We start from the raw sequence: 24,341 nt of genomic DNA on the forward strand, positions 1-24,341 counted from the left end.
TACCCCTTTTGGGCGAATGCCCCGGAAACCGGGAACGCTAATACAAGAATGAGTCTTCTCATAATACACCAATGGCTGTGCTAAGCTAATTAAATCTCCCTAACTTCATGCCCGCTAAAGTGAAATTCAAATGAGAATCGGGATAGTCTGTTATCCGACTTTCGGAGGAAGCGGCGTGCTGGCCACAGAGTTGGGCAAGGCCCTTGCCGACAAGGGACACTTCGTCCACTTTGTCACCTACCGGGAGCCGGTGCGCCTGGGGGGGTTTAACGCCAACATTTTTTACCACGAGGTCCGGGTCCCTACCTATCCGCTCTTTGACTATCCGCCTTACGAGTCGGCCCTGGCCTCCACCCTGGTGGACGTCACGCTCAACAACAACCTGGACCTGCTCCACGTGCACTACGCGATCCCGCACGCGTCTTCGGCCTACCTCGCGCAAAAGATCCTGGAAAAAACCGAGGGGAGGAAAATTCCGTTCATTACCACCCTCCACGGAACCGATATTACGCTGGTGGGCAAGGACAAGACCTACGGGCCCGTGGTAGCCTTTTCGATCAACGAGTCCGACGCCATCACCGCGGTATCCGAAAACCTCAGGGAGGAGACCCTCAAGACCTTTTCGATCGAAAAACCCGTCCACGTCATCCACAACTTCGTAGACGTAAAGCGCTTCCAGCGCAAACCCATAGACGCCTTTCGCCAGGTCATCGCACCAGGCAACGAAAAGATCCTGCTCCACGCGTCCAATTTTCGCAAGATCAAGCGCGTCGAAGACGTGGTCCGCATCTTCGCCGAAGTCCGGCGTGCGCTGCCGGCCAAGCTGCTGATGGTGGGCGACGGACCCGAGCGGCACATGGCCGAGACCTTATGCCGCGAAACCGGTTATTGCGACGACATCCGTTTTGTAGGCAAGCAGGAGCAGATGGAAGACATCCTCGCCATCTCCGACCTGTTTATCCTGCCCTCCGAATACGAGAGCTTTGGCTTGTCCGCGCTGGAAGCCATGGCCGCCGGCGTTCCCGTTATATCCACCGACGTCGGTGGGTTGCCGGAGATCGTTATCCAGGGGGAAACCGGTTTTATGGGGAAAGTAGGCGACGTGGAAGGCATGAGCGGCCACGCCATAAACATCCTCACCAACGAGCCGCTGCTCAAGGAAATGAGCGCGAAGGCCAAAGCCCAGGCCAAAAAATTCGATATCCACCAGATTGTGCCCCAGTACGAGGCGCTTTACGAGAAATTCATTTGAGCTGCGGCGGGCTAGCGCGCGCTCGGCCGCAACCACGGCTCCGGGTTCTGCGGCGTCAGGTCCCTCATCATGATGAAGTCGATCTGCCCGCCACCCGAATCCCCCTGGGCCGCGGTGCCGATCACCTGCCCGGTGTGAACCTTATCTCCCTTATTGACCGAGACCGTCGCCAGGTTGGCGTATGAAGTGAAGTAGTTCCCGTGCTTGAGGATAACCGCCGACTGCCCTTCGACATCCGGGATCGATGACACTTCCCCGTCGAACACGGCCTTAACCTGCGCGCCGACGTCCGTCCCGATGGTGATCCCCGTATTGAAGTAGTCGAGCTTGGTCCCTTCGATCAGGTTCTTTCCATAGTGCGCGACCACGTATCCCTTGCTTACCGGCCAGGGCAGGCGGCCGCGGTTGCTTTCGAGGTTGCTGGCCAGCTTGATGTCCTCTTCCGAATTCAACAATACTTCGGTGTGGACGGTCTTGGTTTCCGTTCCGCCGGCCGGCGCCCCGTTCGGCGTAACGACCACCCGGCGTCCGGACGGGGTCGTTGCGGGTTGGGTGGGCGCGGCGGCGGCGACCCTCGCGGCCTTTGCCGCCTCGGCCTTTTTGGCAAGCTCGATCTCGTGCCGGATGGCCGTCTTGATCGCGAGCTGCAGCTGACCCAGGTCCCGTTTCTTCGCGGCGATCGTCCCCGCCAGCTCCCTTTCCCTCGACTTCAGACCGGATACGACCTCGTCCTTCTCCCGCTTCTCTTCTTCGAGCTTGGAGCGGGCCTTGCTGTCGTTGCTCAACACCTCGTTCTTGGCCACTTTCGTACTGGCGAAATCCCGGGCTTTGTGGGTAATCAGCCCTTCGGTCTTGATGATCTCCGCCACCTGTTGCTCCCGGTTCTGGCGGTAGGACTTGAGGTATTCGACCCGGCGCACCGCGTCGTTGAAGCTCGTCGCCGAAAAAATGAAGTTCAGGAAGTCGTAGCTGCTGCGGTTCTTGTACGCATAGATCAGGCTCTTGGCATAATTTGCCTTTAGCGTGTCCAGGTCGGCCCGGAGGCGGTATATTTCGCGGTTGATAAAAAACAGGCTGTCGTCCACGGCCCTTATCTGGGCATTGATGTTCTCTATTTCCCGGTTGCGGAGGCGGATCTTCTGCTGCACCAGGTTCAGCTGTCCCAGGCTTTCCTTCTTATTCTTCTTGACCTCGTTGTACGTAGCGTTGACCTCTTCGAGCTGCCGCTGTATGTCTTGCCGTTGCTTCTCCAGCTCGGTCCTGGACTGCTGTCCAAGAGCCGGTACGCTCCGCCAGATACAGAAGATGAAAAGGGCGAGGGATAGTCTGCGCATACCGCAATTTAACTAATTTAAACGGTATAAACCGCCTGAAAATTGCGGGCCGTGCTACTTGCGCTTGTACTTCTTCGGGACATTGTAGGGATAGGTGAGCGGCACGTTAAACTCAAACTGCTTAAAATTGAGCTCTATATCCACCCGTGTCTTCTCCGACAGGATGATGCTGCGCGTCGTGGGGAACAGGAACCCTCCCTGCCCGACGTAGTCGTCATAAGTCAGGTCCGCCGTACGGTTACGCGTAGGGTCGACGTCGTCCAGCTTCGCGTGGGTGATACGATAGTCGCCTCCCGAGAGGATCACCAGGTTTTTGTACAGCTGCCCCACGCTCAACAGGAAGACGGAGTTGTTGCCCTGGCGGTAGGACGTGATGCGCGTGCTGTCGAAGAACACCAGGTTCCCCACCAGCAAGTCCTGCAGCGTGTGCAGGTCAAGCGGCAGCTGGGCGACATCCTGCAGATAAGACAGCGGCCGCACCGAGTAGGTATTGGCCAGCTTGTCCATAAACCGCAAGGTGTCGGGTGTGATCAGCACCCGGAACCCCCCGATACCGAGGGGACCGGAAATATCCACCCAGATAATGCTGTCCCGCTTCATGTGGATCACCGCCGTGAAGTCGGGCTGGTGCCCCTGGTCATTACTATAGTCTACCCGGACCTTTGCGGAAAACGTATTGAAATCGATATGATGCGCGTACATCCCCCCGACGATCTTGTTCAGCAGGTTCACCGAATCCGGCGCCGGTGGCTGTACATCCCGGTGAACGATCACCAGCGACGTGGTGTCTTTTTTATTGATGACCTGCTGTATCTTCTTGGTGGACCGGCAGGACCCAATCGCCCCCGCCGCTATCGCCACCAGCCCAAAAACCACGAATGAACGCATGAAAAGTAGTTGATTATTTATGCCCCGTATGGCCAAAACCGCCGGCCCCGCGTACCGTATCTCCTATGGCCTCTACCTCGAGCCACACCGCCTGTTCGACCTTCTGGATCACCATTTGCGCGATCCTGTCACCCGGCGTCACCGTTTGGGGCTCGCCCGACAGGTTGACCAGGATGATCTTGATCTCCCCGCGGTAGTCGGCGTCGATCGTCCCGGGCGTATTCAGACAAGTCAGCCCCTGTTTGATGGCCAACCCGCTGCGGGGTCTGACCTGGGCCTCGTACCCTTCGGGAATCTCCATATACAGCCCCGTGGGAATCAGCGTCCGCTCCAGGGGCTGCAGCACCACGGCTTCGGTCAGGTCGGCCCTCAGGTCCATCCCCGAAGAACCGCTGGTGGCATAGGCCGGCAAAGGGTTCGCCGACTTGTTGATGATCTTTATGTGTACGCTCGACATGGGTGCAAAAATAGGTATTTGCGCCATTGGCGCTCCGTCGAAATTTCAGCGGCGCTCCAGCAATACCACCGCGTGCGCCACCAACCCCTCTTCCCTCCCCACGAATCCCATCTTCTCCGTGGTCGTCGCCTTGACCGATACGTCCCCCACCTGAAGTCCGAGTATCCGGGCAATCACCGCCTGCATCTCCGGCACATAAGGTTTGATCTTGGGTTTCTCCAGACAAAGCGTGCTGTCCACATTCACCGGCGCATACCCCGCCTGGCGCACCAGTTCGATACTCCGGGCAAGCAGGATCTTAGAATCGATGCCCTCGAATTCGGCCTTGGTGTCCGGGAAATGGGTCCCGATGTCCCCGAGGGCCGCCGCTCCCAGCAAGGCGTCGCAGATCGCGTGCAACAGCACGTCCGCGTCGCTGTGTCCCAGGGCGCCCTTTTCGGAAGGTATCTTTACACCGCCCAGCCAAAGATCGCGACCGGCGACGAGTTGATGAAAGTCTATGCCGTAGCCTATTCTCATTTGGCTGCAATGATAACGAAAAAGGGCCCGAAACGGGCCCTTTTTATACGGAAAAACGATGTCTAGTTGGACGCCCCGGCGCTCCCGTTGTCCGTTTTCGGCCCCAGGTCAAACAAGATACCAAAACGGATCGTGTTGGATAGCGGGTTGCGGGTAGTACCGGAACCGGAAGGGACCAGGTAAGAGAAGTTAAGGCCAAAACCCTGATACTTCAGACCGATACCCATGGACACATATTTCAGGTCACCCTGGCTGCGGTCTTCGTAATAGTAACCGGCGCGGAGCGCAAACTGGCTGTTGTACCAGTATTCCGCGCCCAGGGACATTTGAAGCAGCTTCAGTTCGTTGCCAAAGCCGCCGGCGTCGCCAAAGGAGCTGAACCAGCTCTTGACGATACCCTTGCTACGGTAAGCCGTCAGGGATGAATCGGTAAAGTCCGACGGCGGCGTGGGTACCAGGAGCTTGTTCACGTCAAACGCGAATGTGATCTTATTGTATTCGTCGAATATCTTGGTATAAGCTGCGCCGAGACCGAGGTTGGCGGGGATATAGTCCTTCGCCGAGGCGTCGTTGGTGTACGCGATCTTGTTGCCGAGGTTGGTAACGGCCGCTGCAAACGACCAGCCGCCGGACTCTTCGTGCACCCCGTTGTAGTACCAGGTGATGTCGCCGGCCACGGAGGTCCCTGCCTTATAGTTCACACCGGAATTGTTCACATCCCCTGTCGCCAGTTTGGAGTTGATGTACCGGAGCGCAACGCCCAGGCTCATCCTGTCGGACAGCTTGCGCGAATAGCCGGCGTCCCATGCGAATTCGCGGGGGCTTTGCGAAGCCAGCGGCGTACCCGAATAGTCCACGAATTGGATGGTGCCGAGGTTGAAATAACGGAGCGACGTAGTGATCGCCGCGTCATCGCCCAGCTTGTAATAACCGGCCGCGGACAACAGGTATACGTCATTGACGCCGATGTCTTTCAACCAGGGGGAATAGGTAAACCCAAGACCCGCCTTTTTTTCCATAAAGGGCATCTTGGACTGATTGGTAAAGATGCTGTTGACGTCCGGAGCGGTGGCGAGATTGGCATCTCCCATCCCACCCGAGCGGGCGTCGGCGGAAATACGAAGCATCGGAACGGCCGTGGTCACTACGGGCAACTGTCCATTCTGGGCAAATACCCCGGAACCTGCAAACACACAAATCAGGGAGACGGCAATTAGTTTCAGGTTGATTACTCTATGGTTCATCAAGTACATGGATTTTTTAAGAGCGTAAAATTAAATTCTTCATAAAAGTAGTATCAATTGAGGAAAGCATTCGCAGTCATTATGTTATCCATTTACAAAAGCACCATCTTGTTGATGGCATTGGCCGTCTGGCCGTTAGCCGTCCGGACTTGCAACTCGAACAAATATACTCCTTTGCCGAGTTTATTTCCAAACTCGTCCCGGCCATCCCAGTCCAAATCAGAGGAAGAACGGTTGCCGGTCGATATTATTGTTTTCCTGATGGTCTTTATTATTTTTCCCGTGATCGTTAGGATGCGAACCATTACTTCCAGCGGCTGGCCTGGCTGATTGTGCTCGAACCAGATCTGGGTATGGGTGGTAAAGGGATTGGGGTAATTCAGGACGTGGGACAACACCAGTTTTGAGTCCCCCTCGACCACAAACGCCAGCGTCACCTCTGACACGTTGTCGGCCACATCCCATACCTTAATCAACAGCGTATGGAACCCGGGGGTCAGGGTAGGCAGTGGAAACTGCACCGTGCCGCTCTGGTAGCTGTTTGCCGCCGCTTCATAAAACCGGTTTAAGACATATGGGTTGGAGCCGTTCCCATCCAATATGGCCGTCAGGTCGTGCCCGATCCCGGTTCCGGTGGTATTGATCCCGCTGGAATCGAACAGGTTGAGCAGGAGTGTGGGGGTTTGATTGGTGATCGAGCCGTTGACGAACTGGTCGTCGTTCAGGTAGGCCTTGATGACGGGTCCCGTATGGTCGTTGGAAATCGCCGATCCTGTGCCGCCAACCAGGACGGAGTCCGCCCCGCATACGTCGGTCGTTCCGTTTTCGGCGTAGTACATCACCTTCCCATAACCCAGGGTATAGTCGATGTCCTTGGGCACAACGAAAGTAGCCTGGAACTTCCCGCCGGTCACAGTCGCCTTGCCTTTGTAGAGGATGCTGCTGAGCTGGGTAAAAGTCGTCACCAGGCTGCCCGCATTATTCCCCCGGGTTTTGGTGGCCGCCGGTTTGTCGTACACCGTTATATACGCGGTGCCGTTAAAAGACGGGGCCAGCTGGCCCGTCATGGTGTATTTATTCAGGGCCTTGAGCGTATCCTGTCGTACCGGCCGGCCGCCGGCCGTCAGGGCTGCCGGCTGGACCTTCGGCAAGGCCAGTGTAAGCGCCGGGTCCCCGATCAGCGTAAACTTGCGGTTGTTCACCACGTCCGCATAGGTCAGGTAGGTATTGTTCTTACCCAGCCGGACCGCGTCCCCCAACGACGGCCAGCGCCCCCCTTGTGTGGTTTGCAGCGCCGCCTGCATATAGTTGGTGTTCATGATGAGGTTGGAAAAGGCAAATACATCCCGGGTCGTCGTCATCAGCGCGATCGCGCCCGTCTGGGGTTGTAGCACCACGCGCTCACCCAGGGACTGGACCTGCGGGTCGTCATACGGCGCGAAGTTGCACGTGGCCGTGATGAGCAGCGGTAGGTGACTGCCGTTGGCCCAGGCGCTCACTGTAGTAGCGTCCAGGATGTCCTCGTTGGACAAACGGGTATTGCCGCCATGACCGTTATAGTTCATCACCAGCGTTCCTGTATACATTTCCTCATTGATCGCCGTCACTACCTCGGGGTACCGGCCGCCCCCGGATCCCGCCTGTTCGGGATAGGCGTCCAGGTATATCTTGTCGAGGTGGTCCTGTGGCGCTACCACGCCGACCGTCCCGGAGATGCTTTCCGCGTCCTGCAGGTGGAGGTTCTGGTCCCCGTCGTCGGCCACGAAAGTCATCTCGGTGCGCCAGGCGCCCAGCGTCTGTGACGTGTTGTAAGCGACGACCTTGTCCACGCCGTGTTGCGCGTCCGCCGGGACGCCGGCCGGGATACGCCCGATCCCCATATCCAGCAGGGGCGTCTGGGTAGGGTCGTTGATATTGTCCGCGTCCCGGAGAAAACCAAAAAAGTCGTCCGACGTATATGTGTTCAACGGGTCCAGGCTGTTGACGCTCTCATAGCAGGGGACCAGGTTGTCATTGCCGGGGATGCGGTGTTTATAGTCATAGCTGGCATCCCCGAACAGGAGCAGGTACCGCGGGCGCTTGGTGGAGTCTGCGCCCGCCCGGTCGTAATACATCTTGGCAAAATCCCGGATGGCCGTCGGGTCGGGCGAACCCGAGGAAAATTCGTCGAAAACCTGCGTGGTCGTGACAACCTGCACCCTGAGGCTATCGTGCGTCTGGTGGAAGGCCGCCAGCCGCTGCGCCTGGGGGAGAAGGGACGGGTGGGTCACCACCAGGAGGTCGGCCGGCCCGGTCCCGTGCAGGTCTTGATTGGATACCGAACCTATCACGGCCGGCACGAGCGTCCCGTTTTCCGTAAAAGCGACGTACTCCCTTAACCGGTCGGCCGATGCCGTAAAAGTCATCTGCGCCCCGCTCACCGCTGTCTGCATCTGCACCGGCGCCTGGGGATTGGTCACATCCCAGACCTCGTCCCCGGGGGTGGCCCCGGTTATCGTAAACCCCGCCACCTGTCGCGCTCCCACGCTGTTCCAGTCCCGGAAACCGAACTGCCCGGCGCCTTCGAAGTCCAGCTTCCGGGGGAGGATCATCTCCCACCACCCCAGCCACGCCTGGGCGTCGAGGGCCTGGGACGAAAAATCCAGCCGCAGGTGGAGGCTGTCGGGGTTCGCCGGGACGAGGCTCTGCTGCGAGGTCTCGTAGGCAAAGATGTCGTACGCGCCGTTGGTCGTTGGCTGTATGGTCAGCGTCTGGAGCAGCGAATCGTCCACCCGGACGGTAACGACGCCGGGGGTGCCGATACTCCTGGCCAGCACGTCCGTCGTCAGGAATATCGTCCCGCCCCCTGCCAGCCCCGGCACGACGGGATTGAAGTCCAGCCGGGTAGTGCTCCCGGGCATGTCCGCCATCTCCTCCCCGTACCAGGCCTTGCCGCTCGCCAGGAAGTTCAGGCTGTCCAGCTCATGATAGACGTGGTCCTGGTAGACCGTCACCTGCTCCGTCGGCCCGGCGGTCGCCACCTGGGTGCCGATCCTCAGCCCGGATCCGCCCACCGTCGCGCTCAGGAAATAGTAGGCCGTGTCCGTATACAGGTTTTTCTGGTGGTGAAACGTCCGGCTTACCGAGTCCACCGTCCAGGTATGCGGCCCTGCTGCATAGAAGAGGAGGCTGCCGCCGTCCCCCGCCTGTATCGCGACTTCCTGGAGGTCGTCCGGGCGGGGCGTCTTGTTGTCCTCCGGGACCATCGACCCGCCATTCCCAAACAACCGGTAGGCGGCGGGGGGCAAACCCGCCATCCCCATTTTCTGAAGCAGGGAGGCGTCGATCCTGTAAACGCCCGGGGCCGTGACGCCCAGCTTGTACCAGGTCCCCGAAGACAAGATCGAATGATCCCTGTATACCCGCTGCGCGCGGGCCGGACATACCACCAGCAGCCACGCGGCCCCGAGTCCAAGGATCAATTTTTTCATGCAGTATGCGTTGGCGCCAAAGCGCCCTGCGGGAAAATTAGCGCTTTGGCGCCAACTTCGCTAATTCTCGCCCCTATCGCAACAATTCCGTACTCTTAACCGTTATTTATCCAAAGAATCTTAACGAATACGGTTTATTTGCACTATATTCGCTCTTAGCCCATATTGGGAAAACTCCTAAATTTGGGTTAAATCCGATACAATATTGTTGAAAAACCTTCGTTAAATCCAATGCTAAATCCTAGCGACATGCAAAAACTGCTCAGGCAAAACGCTGTTTTGCTTTTATCCGTCTCCTTCTTCATTGTATCATGTAGCTCTAAGAAGGACAACAAATCCTCTGTAACCGGCTGGACTTACAACGATCCCAAGGGTAACGGCTTCAGGGTGGCTCAGGCCAAGGAACAGGCAACTGGTCCGGGTCTCGTTTTCGTACAAGGTGGTACCTTCACGATGGGCGCCACACAGGAAGACGTAATGGGCGACTGGAACAACGTACCCCGCCGTGTAACGGTAGCCTCCTTCTACATGGACGAAACCGAAGTCGCTAACGTTCACTATCGTGAATACCTCTACTGGGTAAGCCGTGTTTTCCAGGAAGATACCGCCGTTTACAACCACGCCCTGCCCGATACCCTCTGCTGGCGCAGTGCCCTGGCCTTTAACGAGCCTTATGTAGAATACTACTTCCGCCACCCCGCCTATAACTTCTATCCGGTCGTAGGGGTGACCTGGAAGCAAGCCCACGACTTTTGTCTGTGGCGCACGGACCGGGTCAACGAAGAAATCCTTTTTGAAAAAGGCATCACCAACCAAAAGGCCGAGCTGCAAAAGCAAATGCAGGGCGGCGGTCAGGAAAACTTCAACACCAAGGCCTATTTGCTCGGCGAATACCAGGCAACCCCCGGCAAGAACATGAAGCAATACCGGGACCCCGTCACCAAGCAGACGCCCACCAATATTTCCTTCGAAGACGGCATCATTCTCCCGGACTACCGCCTCCCGACCGAAGCGGAATGGGAATTTGCCGCCTATGGTTATGTAAACCAGAACCCCGAACCCCGTAAAAAGGAAAAAGGCAAGCGCGGTGAAGAACTCATCGCCAACAAACAAGTATATCCCTGGTCCGAAAACGTAAACGGTCTCCGTTATACCCGTCATGGCAGCATGCAGGGTGAGTTCCTGGCCAACTTCAAACGCGGTTCCGGTGACAACATGGGTGTCGCCGGTGGCCTCAACGACCGCGCTCCCATCACCGCCCCCGTCAAGTCCTTCCTGCCGAACGGCTTTGGCCTCTATAACATGGCCGGTAACGTCAGCGAATGGTGCGCGGACGTCTATCGCCCCCTCTCCTCCGAGGATATGGACGACTTCAACCCCTACCGCGGTAACAAATGGCAGAAAGTCGACATGTCGACCGGCAAGCCCGAGCGTGACTCCCTCGGCCGTATCAAGATGGTGGACGTAACCGATTCCGAAAGCCTCAGCCGCCGCAACTACCAACGCGGTAATGTGATCAACGAGCTCGACGGTGACTCCAGCTCCGCGGTTGTATACGACTATGGTAAGACCACCCTCGTCAACGACCACAGCCGCGTCATCAAGGGCGGCAGCTGGAACGACCGCGCCTACTGGCTCTCCCCCGGTACCCGCCGCTTCCTCGACGAAGACCACAGCGATTGCACCGTGGGTTTCCGTTGCGCCATGACGCGCTACGGCTCCCAGGAAGGCAACGGTAGCCGGACCGGTAACTGGTTCGACAAGCGCAGGCAGAATAGCCGGAAGATGTAATTTTTATAAGCAACTGCATGTCATACAAGCCGCCCTCACCGGGCGGCTTTCTTTTTTCCGCGCGCTTTCCGGCGCTTTCCTGCGCTTTCCTGCGCCTTTCGCGCCCGGCCGGTCCTCGGGGCTGGTTTGCGCCCGTGGGTGCTCCGCAAAACACGGGCGCAAAACACCCCTCGGGCCGGCCTGCCAGCCCTGGGGGCGGAGCGGTCGCAGCCGGCTTTTCTACCGGCGGAGACCGGTCCGCCGCCAGGGCGGGCCCCCAGGCAACACTGACGCAAGCCGGGCCGCAACGAACCGGCGAACCACAACGGTGACGTATATTCGCCGTATGACCATCGAAGAATTGTACGATATATATAAGGCGCACCCGGACGTCCAGACGGACACGCGGAAGCTGAAGGCGGGCGACCTGTTCTTCGCCTTGAAGGGCCCGAACTTCAATGCCAACAAACTGGCAAAAAGCGCCCTCGACCAAGGAGCGGCCTATGCGGTGGTGGATGAGATAAGCGAACCGAACAAGAAACTCATCAAAGTCGACGACGTGTTACAAACGCTCCAGCAACTGGCCAGATACCATAGGCAGCAATTGGACATCCTCGTCCTGGCGATTACCGGCAGCAACGGCAAGACGACGACAAAGGAGCTGATCAGCGCCGTGCTGTCTACGACGTACAAGACCTACACCACGCAGGGGAACCTCAACAACCATATCGGCGTCCCCCTGACGTTGCTGGGCATAAGGGAGGATGCGCAGATGGCGGTCATCGAGATGGGGGCCAATCATATCGGGGAAATCGCGGGGTATTGTACCTACGCGCTCCCGACATACGGGCTCATTACCAATACGGGGAAAGCCCACCTCGAAGGTTTCGGGAGCCTGGAAGGGGTCCGGAAGGGGAAGGGGGAATTGTTCGATCATCTGCGATCGACCGGGGGGACGGCATTTGTGATGTGGGACTACGACTATTTGCGGAACATGAGCGAGGGGATAGCCCACAGGGTTACCTACGGGACCCGGGGAGGGGAATACATAACGGGAACGGTGGCGGATAACCGAGAATTCCTTGCGGTCAACATTACCCACGGCGCCCGGCTGCCTCTGCTGAAAACCCGGCTGGTCGGGGATTACAACCTACCCAATGTGTTGGCCGCGGTCACCGTGGGCGCGTGGTTCAAGGTCAGCGATGACGATATTCGCCAGGCTATTGAGGCTTATACACCCACGAACAGTCGCTCGCAGATGATCGAGCGGGGTACCAACCACATCATCCTCGACGCCTACAACGCCAACCCATCCAGCATGTCGGCCGCTATCGAGAACTTCGCCCGCATGGATGCCCCCGATAAGGTTCTCATGCTCGGCGGCATGAGAGAGCTCGGACCCGAAAGCGTGTCGGAACATCAATCCCTTGTCGACCTGATCAGCCGCTACCCTTGGAAGGCTGTAGCTCTTGTTGGCGGCGACTTTGCGCACGTTACTCACGCTTACACCTATCTTCCGGATACGACGCAGGCACGCGATTGGTTAAAGCAACAGGCTCTGGATCACGCCACCATATTGATCAAGGGCTCGAGAGGCATAGCCATGGAAAATGTCTTGGAATCCTAATTGGAAAGTCGTTAATCCCTTTACGACCCGTTAACAAATGATTCCTCACGGCTCTTGGTACAATAGTAAAAATACCTGTATCTTCATTTTTCTTTTAGAACCCGCTACTACAAGCCGCTGGGGGATCGAGCATTTTCCTATCCTGCTGAAAAGATCCAGACGCCAATACCGTTCCTTTTTTAACCATGTAAAACATTTAGTTAATTATCCTGACTAACGATGGGTTGGGACAAATTAATGAACTGTTATTATTAATTCAGTAGCTATGCTTAAAGGCTCAATCAATAATTATTCACTTTCGAATCCTACTTCTTATGTCTTCAGCTTTTGATCCCGTTCACCAGAATGCTAATGTGAACAGCAAAATCATCGTGTCCCTGGAAAAGGTCTCTGAAGTTTTCAGGGTAATGCTTTGGGACTCCGGCAAAGAATACGGTCTTAGCCCCATTCAGATACAGCTGCTGTTGTTCGTCCGTTATCACCAGGAAGAAGACCTCCGGAAGGTAGCTTACATGGCCCGGGAGTTCAACATGACGAAAGCCACGATCAGCGATTCGCTGAAAACATTGGAGCAGAAAGGACTCGTTCGCAAAAAAACGGACGTGGAGGACGCGCGCAGCGTCACCGTTTCCCTTACGGCAAAGGGTGAAAAGATTGCCTCTCACGTCGCCAACTTCACCGGCGCGCTGGACTCCGCCCTTGGCCATCTTTCCCCGAAAGACAGGGAGACGCTGCTGGTGACCCTGATGCGCCTGTCTCGTCAGCTCCTTGAAGAGGAAGTGCTGGCCGTGGAGAGGATGTGTTTTCACTGCCGCAACTACAAAGGCAACATGAACAATACGCACTATTGCGAGGCATTCAAGAAAAAGTTGACCGTAAAGACCCTGCGCGTCGATTGCCCCGCCCACGCCGACCTCGACTAACAAGACCGCGCAAAATAGCAATCGGAGCCCCGGGTATATGCCTTACCTTCGCGTAAGGACATTACCTATGCTCCGATTGCCCGTTTATTTGGACTACAACGCCACCACGCCATGCGATCCTCGCGTAGTGGAAGCCATGCTCCCTTTTTTCACGGAAGTATATGGAAACGCCGCGAGCCGTTCCCATGCCTTTGGGTGGGCGGCGGAAGAAGCCGTTGAGCTGGCTCGGGAACAAGTAGCCTCCCTCATCGGCGCGGAGCCCAAAGAAATCGTATTTACATCCGGCGCGACCGAAGCCGGCAACCTCGCCCTGAAGGGCATTTTTGACCGGTATACCGCCAAGGGCAATCACATCATCACGTGTCAGACAGAGCACAAAGCCGTCCTCGATACCTGTAAGCACATTGAAAAAATGGGAGGAGAGGTCACCTGGCTCCCGGTCGGTTCCGATGGCCGCGTCGACCCGGTCGCAGTGGAGGCCGCCATCCGCCCAAACACCATCCTCATCGCGCTCATGTACGCCAACAACGAGACCGGCGTACTGCATCCCATCCGCGACGTCGGCGCCATCGCAAAAAAACACGGCGTCCTCTTTTTTTGTGACGCCACGCAAGCCGTCGGCAAGATACCCGTCGACGTCCAGGCCGACGGCATCGACCTGCTGGCCTGCAGCGCCCATAAGCTGTATGGACCAAAGGGGGCCGGCGCCCTTTATATCCGCCGCAAAAACCCCCGCGTTTCCCTCACGCCCCAAATGGACGGCGGCGGTCATGAACGCAACATGCGCAGCGGCACATTGAACGTCCCCGGTATCGTGGGCTTTGGCAAAGCCGCGGACATCTGCCGGACATCACTCGACACCGAAGCCCCCCGACTTATCGCCCTCCGCGACCGACTCGAAACCGCCCTTCTTTCCCTCGGCGAAACCCACCTCAACGGCGACCCCGCCCATCGCCTCCCGCACGTCACCAACATTTCTTTCCGATACATTGAGAGCCAGTCGCTGATGCTCTCCGTTTCCAAGGAAATAGCCCTTTCCTCCGGCTCCGCCTGCACATCTGCCAGCATCGAGCCCTCCTATGTCCTAAAGGCCATGGGCCTCCCCGACAACCTCGCCCACGCCTCCCTCCGCCTCAGCCTCGGTCGCTTCACCACCCCCGAAGAAATCGATTACACGATCACCCACCTCTCTCAGGCCGTCACCCGTCTCCGCGCCGGGCAGCAAGCCCACCGCCAATAAAAAAGCCCTCCGATAATCGGAAGGCCTTCTTTCATCAACACCTAGTTTTGGGAAGCCTTGGCTAAACCTCCCTGCCAGGCCTAAAACCCGGCAGGCCGGCGCTCCAACCCGCCCAAACCCTTAAAAAAACGCCTTATGCGTCCTTTTGTTGCCCTAAATATCGCATAATCCCCCGCATTTCCCCCAGAAATAGCACTTTTTTTCCCGGCGGGTAGGACCCAAAAAAAATCCCCCATACGGGGGATTCTCTGCAGTTGGTTTCGGAAAAATCAAAATAACAATATAAGCAACAAAAGTAAACGTGATGTAGTATAAGTTAAAAGACAGGCACTTTTGAAAAATTGCTGCACGGGCAGCAAAAAAAATAAAAAAAAGTTAACCGGTAAAAAAAAACCGGCCGATTTGGCGGTCTCCGTTATTTTTGTCTATATGTGGTCGGTTTGTAAGAAAGACCTGCGCCAGTTTTTCAGCGGGCTGACAGGCTATGTTGCCATTATAGTCTTCCTGCTCCTCAACGGACTGATGCTGTTTGTATTCCGAGACTCGAACATTCTGGACTACGGATACGCCTCCCTGGACAACTACTTTTCCCTGGCTCCCTGGGTGCTCCTTTTGCTGATTCCGGCCATCACCATGCGGCTTTTTGCCGACGAGTGGCGGTCGGGCACCATCGAGATCCTAAAGACCCGCCCCCTGAGCGGGGTACAGATCGTGACCGGCAAATACGTGTCCGCCCTGGCGGTCGTGATCCTTGCCCTGGTGCCGACCCTCACGTATATTATCACGATCAAGGCGCTGGAAGCCGGGAATGCCTCCCTGGACACGGGCGGGATCACCGGTTCTTATATCGGCCTCGGACTGCTTTGCGCCGCGTTTACGGCCGTCGGAACCTGGTGCAGCAGTTTTACCACAAACGCCATCGTAGCCTTTCTGAGCAGCGCTTTTGGCTGTTTTATCCTCTATAGCGGGTTCAACTCGCTCAGCAAGCTACCCGGATTTTCCGGCGGCGCCGACTACTACCTCCAGATGCTGGGCATCGACTTTCACTACCAAAGCATTTCCAAGGGCGTCCTGGACAGTCGGGACGTGTTATATTTTGCCAGTCTGATCGTGTTTTTCCTTTTCCTGACCCAACGCCGATTGTTGAAAAAATGAACACCCGAAAAACGAGCACCCGTTATAACTGGTTGATTCTCCTGGCCGGGCTGGTCGTCCTTAATATATTGGGGTCCAAGCTCCACTTCCGGGTCGACCTGACGCAGGAGAAGCGTTTTTCCTTGTCCGGGCCAACCCGCCGCATATTAAAAAACCTGGATACCCCCGTCTTTGTGGAAGTTTACCTGAAAGGGGAATTCCCCGCCGTTTTCCACAACCTGCAAAACGCCACGAGCGACCTTCTAAGGGAAATGCAGGACGAGGCGGACGGCAAACTATCCTTTCGCTTTATAAAGCCCGGCGAGGGCCTCCCGGATTCCCTCCAGGCAAAGGTATACGACAGCCTGGCGTCCATGGGTCTCAAACCCTATACCCTTACCGTCAGCGCAAAGCCGGGTGAAGAATCCAGCCAGCGGACCATTTTTCCCGCGGCCGTGGTTCACTACGGGGAACAGGCGATGCCCGTGGACCTGTCCAGCGACAAGGGGGAGGACGCGGAGAGTAAGATCAACAATGCCGAGTCCTTGCTGGAGTTCAAATTCGCGAGCGCCATCCATATGATGTCCCGCAAACGCGTACCCCACGTCGCCTACCTGCTGGGCAACGGCGAACCCATGGACCTGACGAGCTACGACGCGATCACGACGCTCGCCCGCAACTATATCGTAGATACCCTCACCCTCTACCGGGTCCCGTACATACCGGATTCCTATAGCGCCCTGGTCATCGCCAAACCGCTACAGGCCTTTACCGAACCGGACAAACTGAAGATCGACCAATTCGTCATGCACGGGGGTAGCGTGATCTGGTTTATCGACAACCTGTATGCGGAGCTGGACAGCCTCCGCCAGGTAAACCAGTTCGTCGCCTTCGACCGGGGTCTCAACCTCGGCGACCAGCTTTTCCACTACGGTGTGCGGATCAACGTCGACCTGGTGCAGGACATGCACTGCGACCAGATGCCGCTAGCGGTCGGAACGGTTGGCGGTAAACCGCAGATGCAGCTCGTTCCCTGGCCCTATTTCCCGCTCTTGGAACCCACCGACAACCACCCGATCTCCAGGAACCTCGATCCGGTTTTGGGGCAGTTCGTCAACTCTATCGACACCGTCAAGGCCGCGGGTATACAGAAAACGATCCTGCTGACCAGCTCGGACTATGCCCGGATACTGTCCACGCCGGCAATCGTCAGCTGGGACAACGTCAAGGTCACCGATCCCGCCCAGTATACCCGGAAATATATTACCGCAGGCGTCCTCCTGGAAGGACGTTTCCATTCTTTCTACGAAAACCGGCTCCCTTCAGCCTTCCGCGACGCCCTGCAGGCTGCTGGACAACCCTTCGTCCCGGAGGGCGTAGGTCCCGCCAAAATGATCGTCGTCTCCGACGGGGATATCATCCTGAACGCGGTAAGTCAGCAGAACGGCCCGCTGCCGATGGGCACCAACCCGTATACACAGGACGAGTACGCCAACAAGGATTTCTTCCTGAACTGCATGCAGTACCTCACCGATTCCTCCGGCGTGCTCGAAACCAGGGACAAACAACTCGTCTTGCGCAACCTCGACCGGCAAAAGGTGGATGAGGAACGCGTACAGTGGCAGGTCATCAATATCGTCGTTCCCCTGCTGATCGTACTTTTGGCGGGGGTTGTCTATCAACAGGTCCGCAAACAAATATACCAGCGATGAGTATCCGCCGCGCCCTGCTGCTGACCCTGTTGTGGGTCTTGCTGGCGCTGGCTTTTGGCGTCTATGTCTGGAGCAGGCTTGGCAGCGTGGCCGCCCTGCAGTACGCCACCGCCTACCTCACCGAATGGTCGCTGAGCATCGACAATATATTTGTCTTCGTCCTCCTCTTCCGCTTTTTCCAGGTCTCCGAAAAGGACACGCCCCGCGCCCTTACCGCGGGCATCATCCTGGCGATCGTTTTCCGGATCGGTTTCATCGCCGGCGGACTTGCCCTGATACAGAAGGCCCATTGGGTACTCTATATCTTCGGCGCCTTTTTAGTCTACACCGGCGTGAAGATGTTCACGACAAAAGGGCATGAACAAAACACCGGCGACGGCAAAATCAACAGGGTACTGAAAAAGCTCATCAAGAACCCCTTCGCCCTCATCGTTGTAACCCTGGCCCTCACCGACGTCGTATTCGCCCTCGACTCCATCCCCGCCATCCTGGCCATATCGACCATCCCGCTGGTTGCCTATGGTTCCAATATCTTTGCGGTGATGGGACTTCGTTCGCTTTTCTTCCTGCTGAAAGGCGCGGTCGACCGCTTCCGCTACCTGCAACAGGGCGTCGCCGCCGTCCTGGTATTCATCGGGGCCAAGATGCTCGCCGGCATGATCCCCCTGCACCTGCCCGAATGGGCGTCCCTGTTGGTGATCGGGGCCTGTCTTGGCGGGTCGATCCTTTTGTCCATCAAAAAGCGCCCGACATGACCTACGACCTGTACCGGGTAGCACAAATCACCGGGGGGGAAATACTGGCAGGGGGCGTGCCCACCAGGGTCCTTTACCTTATCCAGGACAGCCGGCGGGTCATCCACCCGGAGAGCAGCCTCTTTTTTGCCATACAGACCGCTAAAAGAGATGGCCACGATTTTATCGCCGACGCCTACAAGGCAGGCGTCCGGCAGTTCGTGGTGTCCCGCGATATTAGCGAACGCTCAGTCCCCGGCGCGGGCATCCTGAAAGTCGATAACACCCTAAAAGCCCTTGGGACCCTCGCAGCGGCGCACCGGGCGCAATTCCACCTGCCCGTTGTGGGGATCACGGGCTCCAACGGCAAAACCATTGTAAAGGAATGGCTCTATCAATTGCTCCACGACCGCTATACCATCGTTCGCAGCCCACGCAGCTATAATTCCCAGATAGGCGTGCCGCTGTCCGTCTGGCAGATCCGCCCCGAAGATACCCTGGGCATTTTCGAGGCGGGGATTTCGCTCCCCGGTGAAATGGAACGGCTCGAGCCCATCATCCGGCCAACATATGGCATCTTGACGAATATAGGCGCCGCGCACGACGAAGGCTTCCAAAACCGGGAAGAAAAGCTAAAAGAAAAGCTTAAGCTATTTATACACGCCGACTGGTTGATCTATAACGAAGACGACCCGAACATACAGGTCGACACGGTAACGGCGAAAAAATTCTCCTGGAGCCGCAAGAACCCAAAAGCCACGCTCCATTTGACAAACATCAAAGCGATCAACGGTAAAACAACGATAGAAGGCATCTATGAAAACCAAATAGTAACCACGGAAATCCCCTTCACCGACGAAGCCTCCATCGAAAACGCCATCCACTGCTGGTCCCTGTTACTGCTCATGCAGGTCCCCGACCGCGGCATGGCCCGTCTCCAGCCCGTGGCCATGCGCCTGGAGCTCAAGCAGGCCCAGCACCAGTGCACCCTGATCAACGACAGCTATAGCGCCGACCTGGATTCATTATACATCGCCCTCGACTTTCTTTCCCAACAACACCAGCATCCGCGCAAAACGGTCATCCTTTCCGACCTGCTGGAGACCGGGCTGCCCGAAACGGAAGTCTATAAAAAGATCTCGCAAGCCTTCAAAAACCGCAAGGTCGACCGGTTCATCGGCATCGGCCCGCGCATCAAAAACGCGCAACGGCTGTTCGACGGCATCAAAGACACGCACTTCTACAATGACACCGAAGAATTCCTGAAATCCGCCCCGGGTTTCCATGACGAAACCATCCTCCTCAAGGGCGCCCGCGCCTTCGCCTTCGAGCGCATCAGCCGGTTGCTGGAGCTCCAGGCCCATCAGACCGTATTGGAGATCGACCTCGACGCCATGGCCCGGAACCTCCAGGCGCACAGGCAACGGCTTAGCCCGCAAACCCGGATCATGGCCATGGTCAAGGCGTTCTCTTACGGCAGCGGAAGCTATGAAATAGCGAACCTCCTCCAATTCCATAAGGTAGATTACCTGGCCGTCGCCTATGCCGACGAAGGCGTGCACCTGCGGGACTCGGGCATCACCATGCCCATCATGGTCATGAACCCGGAGACCAGCGCCTATGAGACCCTGGTCCGCCACCACCTCGAACCTGAAATCTTTTCGTTCTCCGTGCTAAAAACCTTCCGGGACTACCTGGAAGAGGAAGGCATACAGCGATACCCCGTACACATAAAGCTCGATACCGGCATGCACCGGTTGGGCTTCATGCCGGTCGAAATCGCAACCCTGGCGAAGACGTTACAAACGGACCCCGCCGTCGAGGTCAGGAGCGTCTTCAGCCACCTGGCCGCCAGCGAGGACCCTTCCGAAGACACCTTTACCCGTCTGCAGGCCGGGCGCTTCATTGAAGGCTGCGCCGTTTTGCGCGCCGCGCTCCCCTATCCCTTCCTGCAACACATCGACAATACCGCCGGCGCGCTCCGTCATCCTGAGTTCCAGTTCGATATGGTGCGCCTGGGCATCGGTCTGTACGGCGTCGACGGGACGGGGACGCTCCCATTAGAAGAAGTTTCCACCCTAAAAACAAATATCGCCCAGCTACACCGCCTGGAGCCCGGGGAAACCGTGGGCTACAACCGCCGGGGAACCATCGACCGTCCGTCTTTAATTGCCACCGTCCGTATAGGATATGCCGATGGTTATCCAAGACGGTTGGGCAATGGCGTGGGCCGCATGCTCGTCAGGGGCCGGCTCGCGCCTACCATCGGCGCCATTGCCATGGACATGTGTATGCTGGATGTCACGGGAATAGGGGGTGTCGAAGAGGGTGACGAAGTTGTCGTTTTCGGAGCGGGGCTTTCCGTCTCCCAGGTCGCGGGGTGGGCCGGAACCATTCCCTACGAAATCCTGACAGGCGTCAGCCAGCGGGTACGCAGGATATATTTTGAACAATAACATTATCTTTGACGAAAACCGGTTCTTGTGAAGCTCAAACACGTATTTGGCATCATTATATTGCTATTGGCAGCCGACCAGGCGCTGAAATTCTATGTAAAGACGCACTTTCACCTGTATGACGAACACTTCGTTATCCGCCCCTGGTTCCGTTTGTACTTTATCGAAAACGAAGGCATGGCCTACGGCGCCACTTTTGGCGACGGCAGCTGGGCCAAGCTCGCGCTCACCCTCTTCCGGCTGGCGGCCGTCGTGTTCGGCAGCTTCTACCTGGTGCGCATCGTACGGGAAAAATACCACCCCGGTTTTATCGTCTGTGCCGCGCTGATCTACGCGGGCGCCATGGGCAACCTCATCGACAGTCTTTTTTACGGGCTCATATTTACGGAAAGCACACGCGATACCTTCTCACAGGCCTTTACGGGTCACGGGTACGCAGGTTTCCTGCATGGCAGCGTGGTTGACATGCTGTATTTCCCGATCGTGAACAACAAGCTGCTGCCCGGCTGGATACCCTTTTGGGGAGGCACCCGGTTCACGTTCTTTCAACCCATCTTCAATATTGCTGACGCATGCATTTCGGTTGGCGTGATTGCCATCCTGGTCTGTCAGAAGAAGTTCTTCAAAAGGCACCGGCACGAAGAAAAATCCAGCGCAAAGGTAGACGAGATGCAAACCACCCGCTAGGGTACGGATTAAAAACTCGGCCAGTTTAATTAGCGTAGTAGGCGTGTTAGCAACGGCTCATTAAATTTCCGCAAATTCGCCGACATTATCAAATATGGTTAGCTAGGCAACTGTCCAACCATTTTTGACGGTACGACCCATTGGTCGAACTCTTCCGGGGTAAGGTATCCTAATGAGACGGCCATCTCCTTGAGCGTTTTACCCTCCTTGTGGGCCTTTTGCGCGATCTCGGCGGCCTTGTAGTATCCGATCCTGGTATTGAGGGCCGTGACGAGCATCAGCGAGTTGTTGACGTGAGCCTGGATATTGGCTTCGATGGGCTCGATACCCACGGCGCACTTATCGTTGAAGCTGACGCATCCGTCCCCGATCAGACGCGCGCTGTGCAGGAAGTTATAGATCATCATCGGCTTGAAGACGTTCAGCTCGAAGTGGCCCGTGGCGCCCCCGACGTTGATCGCCACATCGTTCCCCAGCACCTGGGCGGCGATCATGGTCAAGGCCTCGCACTGTGTGGGGTTCACCTTCCCGGGCATGATGGACGATCCCGGCTCGTTATCGGGTATGTGTATTTCACCGATCCCCGCCCTGGGGCCCGAACTGAGCATCCGTACGTCGTTGGCGATTTTCATCAGGCTGACCGCAACGGTCTTGAGCGCCCCGTGCGCCTCGACGATGGCGTCGTGGGCGGCCAGCGATTCGAATTTGTTCTCCGCCGTCACGAGGGGCAGCCCCGTTTGTTCGGCGATATGACGGGCAACGTTGACCGCATAGCCCTCGGGGGTATTGATGCCGGTCCCGACGGCAGTGCCGCCCAGGGCGAGCTCGGAAAGGTGTGGAAGGGTATTCTTGATCGCCCGCAGCCCGTGGTCCAGCTGGGACACGTACCCGCTGAATTCCTGGCCGAGCGTGAGGGGGGTGGCGTCCATAAAGTGGGTGCGCCCGATCTTCACCACGTGCATGTACTGCTTGCTCTTTGCCGCCAGCGTGTCGCGGAGTTTTTCGATGCCAGGTATGGTCGTTTCCACCAGCATCTTGTAGGCCGCTATGTGCATCGCGGTCGGGAAGGTATCGTTGGAAGACTGGGATTTGTTGACGTCGTCGTTGGGCGCGAGGAACTTTTCCTTGTCCTCCAGCTTACCCCCGTGCAGCACGTGCCCGCGGTAGGCGATCACCTCGTTGACGTTCATGTTGCTTTGGGTACCGCTGCCCGTTTGCCAGACCACCAGCGGGAAGAACTCGTCCAGCTTACCCGCCAGTATCTCGTCGCAGACGGCGGCTATCACGTCCTTTTTCTCCGCGGAAAGCACGCCCGCATCGACGTTGGCGAGCGCCGCCGCCTTCTTCAGATAGGCGAAAGCGCGGATGATCTCCTTTGGCATCCGGTTGATGTCCTGGGCGATCTTGAAATTGTCGATGCTGCGTTGGGTCTGGGCTCCATAGTAGGCATGGGCGGGAACCTTGACTTCCCCCATGGTGTCCTTCTCGATGCGGTATTCCATAAGTGAACTGATTTGCGAGCGCTAAGTTAAGGCAAATCATCCGAAGTGTTCCTGGACTCCAAAAGCGAGCGGGTGAGGTTGTCGAGCTGCCGTATCTTCTCCGGCAGGTCGCCCTTCATGCGATCCCGGAGGGCGTTCAGGCGTAACAAAAGGTCGTCGGTTTCGTCGGGAAAGATCTCTGAAAACAGCTCCCGCAGCCGTTTGGCCATGGTGGGTGACTTCCCGTTGGTGGAGATGGCGATTTTCAGGTTGCCCTTGCGCACGACCGACGACAGGTAAAAGTCGCAAAGGTCCGGTGTATCCGCGACATTCAGCAGGATGCCGCGCCGCCGGCACTCCCCGCGAATCACCTCGTTGACTGTCGCATCCCCCGTGGCGCATATAACGAGCTGCTTCCCGTCAAGGTCTTCCGGCGCAAACGGCCTTTCAAAAACGGATACCTGAGGGTGCGCCGCCAGCAGCGCCTGCAAATCCGGCGAGACCGCGGAAGCCACGACGGTAAGCCTGGCTGAAGGGTCGTTGGCGAGTACGGCGTTTGCTTTTTCCAAACCCACCTTCCCCCCGCCCACCAGCAGGGTCCCGACCTGATCGAGCTTTACGAAGATGGGAAAAAGGTTGTTGCTCATACCGCGACCCGCAGGCCCCCAGCCAGCAAAGATAGCTGGTGGGCCTCATAAAAGCGCACGACCTCCCCGATCACGATGACCGCCGGGTTTTTCAAGCCCTCCGCCTGCGCTATATCCGGGAGCTCGCCGATCGTGGCCACGCGTATGTGCTGGTCGGGCAGGCTTCCGTTCTGTATCACGGCCGCGGGCGTGCCCTCCTTTCCAAAGGCGGTGAACCGCTCGGCGATCTTGGACAGCTGCCCCATACCCATGAGGATCACCAGGGTGGTGCCGGCCTGGATGGCAAACTCCAGGTCGCTGGAAAGCTTGCGTGCTTCGGTTGTCCCGGTTATGACCCAAAAACCCTCGCTGACGCCCCTGGCGGTCACCGGGATGTGGTTGATCCCCGGGATGCCGATGGCGCTGCTGATCCCCGGGATGACCTCGGTGTCGATCCGGTACTTCTGGGCGTAGGCGATCTCTTCCTGACCGCGCCCGAAGACGAACGGATCACCGCCCTTCAACCGTACCACGTGCCCCAGCGAAAAAACGTACTTCAGGATCATCAGGTTGATCTCTTTCTGCGTATAGAGGTGCACCCCCGAACGCTTCCCGACAAAACGGATCAGGCATCCCTTTGAAGCGTGTTTCAGCAGCTCCGGGTTCACCAGGGCATCATATAGGATCACCCTGGCGTTTTTAATGGCCTCCAGCCCTTTCACGGTGATGAGGGAAGGGTCCCCGGGACCCGCGCCCACGAGGGTCAGTTTGGGGGTCGTAGACATGA

At 57.3% G+C, this 24,341-nt stretch carries 19 protein-coding genes; 10 read left to right on the forward strand and 9 right to left on the reverse strand.

The window, feature by feature from the left end:
* Window positions 1–130: 130 nt before the first annotated feature.
* A complete protein-coding gene (gene bshA, locus VL547_RS20290; protein WP_325581369.1) occupies window positions 131–1,252 on the forward strand; it encodes an N-acetyl-alpha-D-glucosaminyl L-malate synthase BshA in 1,122 nt (373 codons plus the stop codon).
* Between the two features lie 11 nt (window positions 1,253–1,263).
* On the opposite strand, the gene VL547_RS20295 is transcribed toward bshA, so the two are convergent.
* The 6 genes from VL547_RS20295 to porU form a co-directional block, all read right to left on the reverse strand.
* The gene (locus VL547_RS20295; protein ID WP_325581373.1) at window positions 1,264–2,586 is read right to left on the reverse strand and encodes a murein hydrolase activator EnvC family protein; all 1,323 of its coding nucleotides are present in this window, start codon (window positions 2,584–2,586) and stop codon (window positions 1,264–1,266) included.
* 54 nt (window positions 2,587–2,640) lie between these two features.
* Complete coding sequence (locus tag VL547_RS20300) at window positions 2,641–3,474, reverse strand: DUF4292 domain-containing protein (protein WP_325581375.1); 834 nt, start codon at window positions 3,472–3,474, stop codon at window positions 2,641–2,643.
* Window positions 3,475–3,487: 13 nt separating this feature from the next.
* Window positions 3,488–3,931 carry a dUTP diphosphatase gene (gene dut, locus VL547_RS20305; RefSeq protein ID WP_325581377.1) on the reverse strand — a complete coding sequence of 148 codons (444 nt, stop codon included), beginning with the start codon at window positions 3,929–3,931 and terminating at the stop codon, window positions 3,488–3,490.
* Between the two features lie 45 nt (window positions 3,932–3,976).
* Window positions 3,977–4,450: a 2-C-methyl-D-erythritol 2,4-cyclodiphosphate synthase gene (gene ispF, locus VL547_RS20310; protein WP_325581379.1), complete on the reverse strand. Its 474-nt coding sequence runs from the start codon at window positions 4,448–4,450 to the stop codon at window positions 3,977–3,979.
* Between the two features lie 62 nt (window positions 4,451–4,512).
* Entirely contained in the window at window positions 4,513–5,694 is a 1,182-nt protein-coding gene (gene porV, locus VL547_RS20315) for a type IX secretion system outer membrane channel protein PorV (protein WP_325581381.1), read from the reverse strand.
* 92 nt (window positions 5,695–5,786) lie between these two features.
* The gene (porU, locus tag VL547_RS20320) at window positions 5,787–9,164 is read right to left on the reverse strand and encodes a type IX secretion system sortase PorU (RefSeq protein ID WP_325581383.1); all 3,378 of its coding nucleotides are present in this window, start codon (window positions 9,162–9,164) and stop codon (window positions 5,787–5,789) included.
* Window positions 9,165–9,413: 249 nt separating this feature from the next.
* Here porU and VL547_RS20325 point away from each other — a divergent pair, with 249 nt between their 5' ends.
* The 9 genes from VL547_RS20325 to VL547_RS20365 all read left to right on the forward strand — a co-directional run bounded on the left by VL547_RS20325 (window position 9,414) and on the right by VL547_RS20365 (window position 21,447).
* A complete protein-coding gene (locus tag VL547_RS20325) occupies window positions 9,414–10,955 on the forward strand; it encodes an SUMF1/EgtB/PvdO family nonheme iron enzyme (RefSeq protein ID WP_325581385.1) in 1,542 nt (513 codons plus the stop codon).
* Window positions 10,956–11,280: 325 nt separating this feature from the next.
* Complete coding sequence (locus VL547_RS20330) at window positions 11,281–12,561, forward strand: UDP-N-acetylmuramoyl-tripeptide--D-alanyl-D-alanine ligase (protein WP_325581387.1); 1,281 nt, start codon at window positions 11,281–11,283, stop codon at window positions 12,559–12,561.
* 314 nt (window positions 12,562–12,875) lie between these two features.
* Window positions 12,876–13,484: a MarR family winged helix-turn-helix transcriptional regulator gene (locus tag VL547_RS20335; protein ID WP_325581390.1), complete on the forward strand. Its 609-nt coding sequence runs from the start codon at window positions 12,876–12,878 to the stop codon at window positions 13,482–13,484.
* 67 nt (window positions 13,485–13,551) lie between these two features.
* Window positions 13,552–14,724 (forward strand): IscS subfamily cysteine desulfurase, encoded by a 1,173-nt coding sequence (locus tag VL547_RS20340; protein ID WP_325581392.1) that lies wholly within the window; start codon window positions 13,552–13,554, stop codon window positions 14,722–14,724.
* 429 nt (window positions 14,725–15,153) lie between these two features.
* On the forward strand, window positions 15,154–15,879 hold the full coding sequence (gldF, locus tag VL547_RS20345) for a gliding motility-associated ABC transporter permease subunit GldF (protein WP_325581394.1): 726 nt from the start codon (window positions 15,154–15,156) through the stop codon (window positions 15,877–15,879).
* Window positions 15,876–17,570, forward strand: coding sequence for a gliding motility-associated ABC transporter substrate-binding protein GldG (gene gldG / locus VL547_RS20350; RefSeq protein WP_325581396.1), 1,695 nt, complete (start codon window positions 15,876–15,878; stop codon window positions 17,568–17,570). Before gldF ends, gldG begins: the two co-directional genes overlap by 4 nt.
* Window positions 17,567–18,325: a TerC family protein gene (locus VL547_RS20355; protein WP_325581398.1), complete on the forward strand. Its 759-nt coding sequence runs from the start codon at window positions 17,567–17,569 to the stop codon at window positions 18,323–18,325. The genes gldG and VL547_RS20355 overlap by 4 nt, the downstream gene beginning before the upstream one ends.
* Window positions 18,322–20,760 (forward strand): bifunctional UDP-N-acetylmuramoyl-tripeptide:D-alanyl-D-alanine ligase/alanine racemase, encoded by a 2,439-nt coding sequence (locus VL547_RS20360; protein ID WP_325581400.1) that lies wholly within the window; start codon window positions 18,322–18,324, stop codon window positions 20,758–20,760. Before VL547_RS20355 ends, VL547_RS20360 begins: the two co-directional genes overlap by 4 nt.
* A 27-nt stretch (window positions 20,761–20,787) precedes the next feature.
* Window positions 20,788–21,447, forward strand: a complete 660-nt coding sequence (locus VL547_RS20365) for a lipoprotein signal peptidase (protein ID WP_325581402.1) — start codon at window positions 20,788–20,790, stop codon at window positions 21,445–21,447.
* Between the two features lie 98 nt (window positions 21,448–21,545).
* Here the strand turns inward: VL547_RS20365 and fumC are convergent, their stop codons facing one another.
* From fumC to cobA, 3 genes are read right to left on the reverse strand one after another with little or no spacing between them, the layout of a single operon-like run.
* Window positions 21,546–22,949: a class II fumarate hydratase gene (gene fumC / locus VL547_RS20370; RefSeq protein ID WP_325581404.1), complete on the reverse strand. Its 1,404-nt coding sequence runs from the start codon at window positions 22,947–22,949 to the stop codon at window positions 21,546–21,548.
* A 26-nt stretch (window positions 22,950–22,975) separates the two neighbouring features.
* Window positions 22,976–23,575, reverse strand: a complete 600-nt coding sequence (locus VL547_RS20375) for a bifunctional precorrin-2 dehydrogenase/sirohydrochlorin ferrochelatase (protein ID WP_325581406.1) — start codon at window positions 23,573–23,575, stop codon at window positions 22,976–22,978.
* The gene (cobA, locus tag VL547_RS20380; RefSeq protein ID WP_325581408.1) at window positions 23,572–24,339 is read right to left on the reverse strand and encodes a uroporphyrinogen-III C-methyltransferase; all 768 of its coding nucleotides are present in this window, start codon (window positions 24,337–24,339) and stop codon (window positions 23,572–23,574) included. Before cobA ends, VL547_RS20375 begins: the two co-directional genes overlap by 4 nt.
* Between the last annotated feature and the right edge of the window lie 2 nt (window positions 24,340–24,341).

This window comes from Dinghuibacter sp., assembly GCF_035492835.1.
Lineage (GTDB): Bacteria > Bacteroidota > Bacteroidia > Chitinophagales > Chitinophagaceae > Dinghuibacter.

Bases quoted from the DNA above. Each gene is read 5' to 3' on its own strand.
- bshA (WP_325581369.1), top strand. From the start codon at position 131: ATGAGAATCGGGATAGTCTGTTATCCGACTTTCGGAGGAAGCGGCGTG.
- VL547_RS20295 (WP_325581373.1), bottom strand. From the start codon at position 2,586: ATGCGCAGACTATCCCTCGCCCTTTTCATCTTCTGTATCTGGCGGAGC.
- VL547_RS20300 (WP_325581375.1), bottom strand. From the start codon at position 3,474: ATGCGTTCATTCGTGGTTTTTGGGCTGGTGGCGATAGCGGCGGGGGCG.
- dut (WP_325581377.1), bottom strand. From the start codon at position 3,931: ATGTCGAGCGTACACATAAAGATCATCAACAAGTCGGCGAACCCTTTG.
- ispF (WP_325581379.1), bottom strand. From the start codon at position 4,450: ATGAGAATAGGCTACGGCATAGACTTTCATCAACTCGTCGCCGGTCGC.
- porV (WP_325581381.1), bottom strand. From the start codon at position 5,694: ATGAACCATAGAGTAATCAACCTGAAACTAATTGCCGTCTCCCTGATT.
- porU (WP_325581383.1), bottom strand. From the start codon at position 9,164: ATGAAAAAATTGATCCTTGGACTCGGGGCCGCGTGGCTGCTGGTGGTA.
- VL547_RS20325 (WP_325581385.1), top strand. From the start codon at position 9,414: ATGCAAAAACTGCTCAGGCAAAACGCTGTTTTGCTTTTATCCGTCTCC.
- VL547_RS20330 (WP_325581387.1), top strand. From the start codon at position 11,281: ATGACCATCGAAGAATTGTACGATATATATAAGGCGCACCCGGACGTC.
- VL547_RS20335 (WP_325581390.1), top strand. From the start codon at position 12,876: ATGTCTTCAGCTTTTGATCCCGTTCACCAGAATGCTAATGTGAACAGC.
- VL547_RS20340 (WP_325581392.1), top strand. From the start codon at position 13,552: ATGCTCCGATTGCCCGTTTATTTGGACTACAACGCCACCACGCCATGC.
- gldF (WP_325581394.1), top strand. From the start codon at position 15,154: ATGTGGTCGGTTTGTAAGAAAGACCTGCGCCAGTTTTTCAGCGGGCTG.
- gldG (WP_325581396.1), top strand. From the start codon at position 15,876: ATGAACACCCGAAAAACGAGCACCCGTTATAACTGGTTGATTCTCCTG.
- VL547_RS20355 (WP_325581398.1), top strand. From the start codon at position 17,567: ATGAGTATCCGCCGCGCCCTGCTGCTGACCCTGTTGTGGGTCTTGCTG.
- VL547_RS20360 (WP_325581400.1), top strand. From the start codon at position 18,322: ATGACCTACGACCTGTACCGGGTAGCACAAATCACCGGGGGGGAAATA.
- fumC (WP_325581404.1), bottom strand. From the start codon at position 22,949: ATGGAATACCGCATCGAGAAGGACACCATGGGGGAAGTCAAGGTTCCC.
- VL547_RS20375 (WP_325581406.1), bottom strand. From the start codon at position 23,575: ATGAGCAACAACCTTTTTCCCATCTTCGTAAAGCTCGATCAGGTCGGG.
- cobA (WP_325581408.1), bottom strand. From the start codon at position 24,339: ATGTCTACGACCCCCAAACTGACCCTCGTGGGCGCGGGTCCCGGGGAC.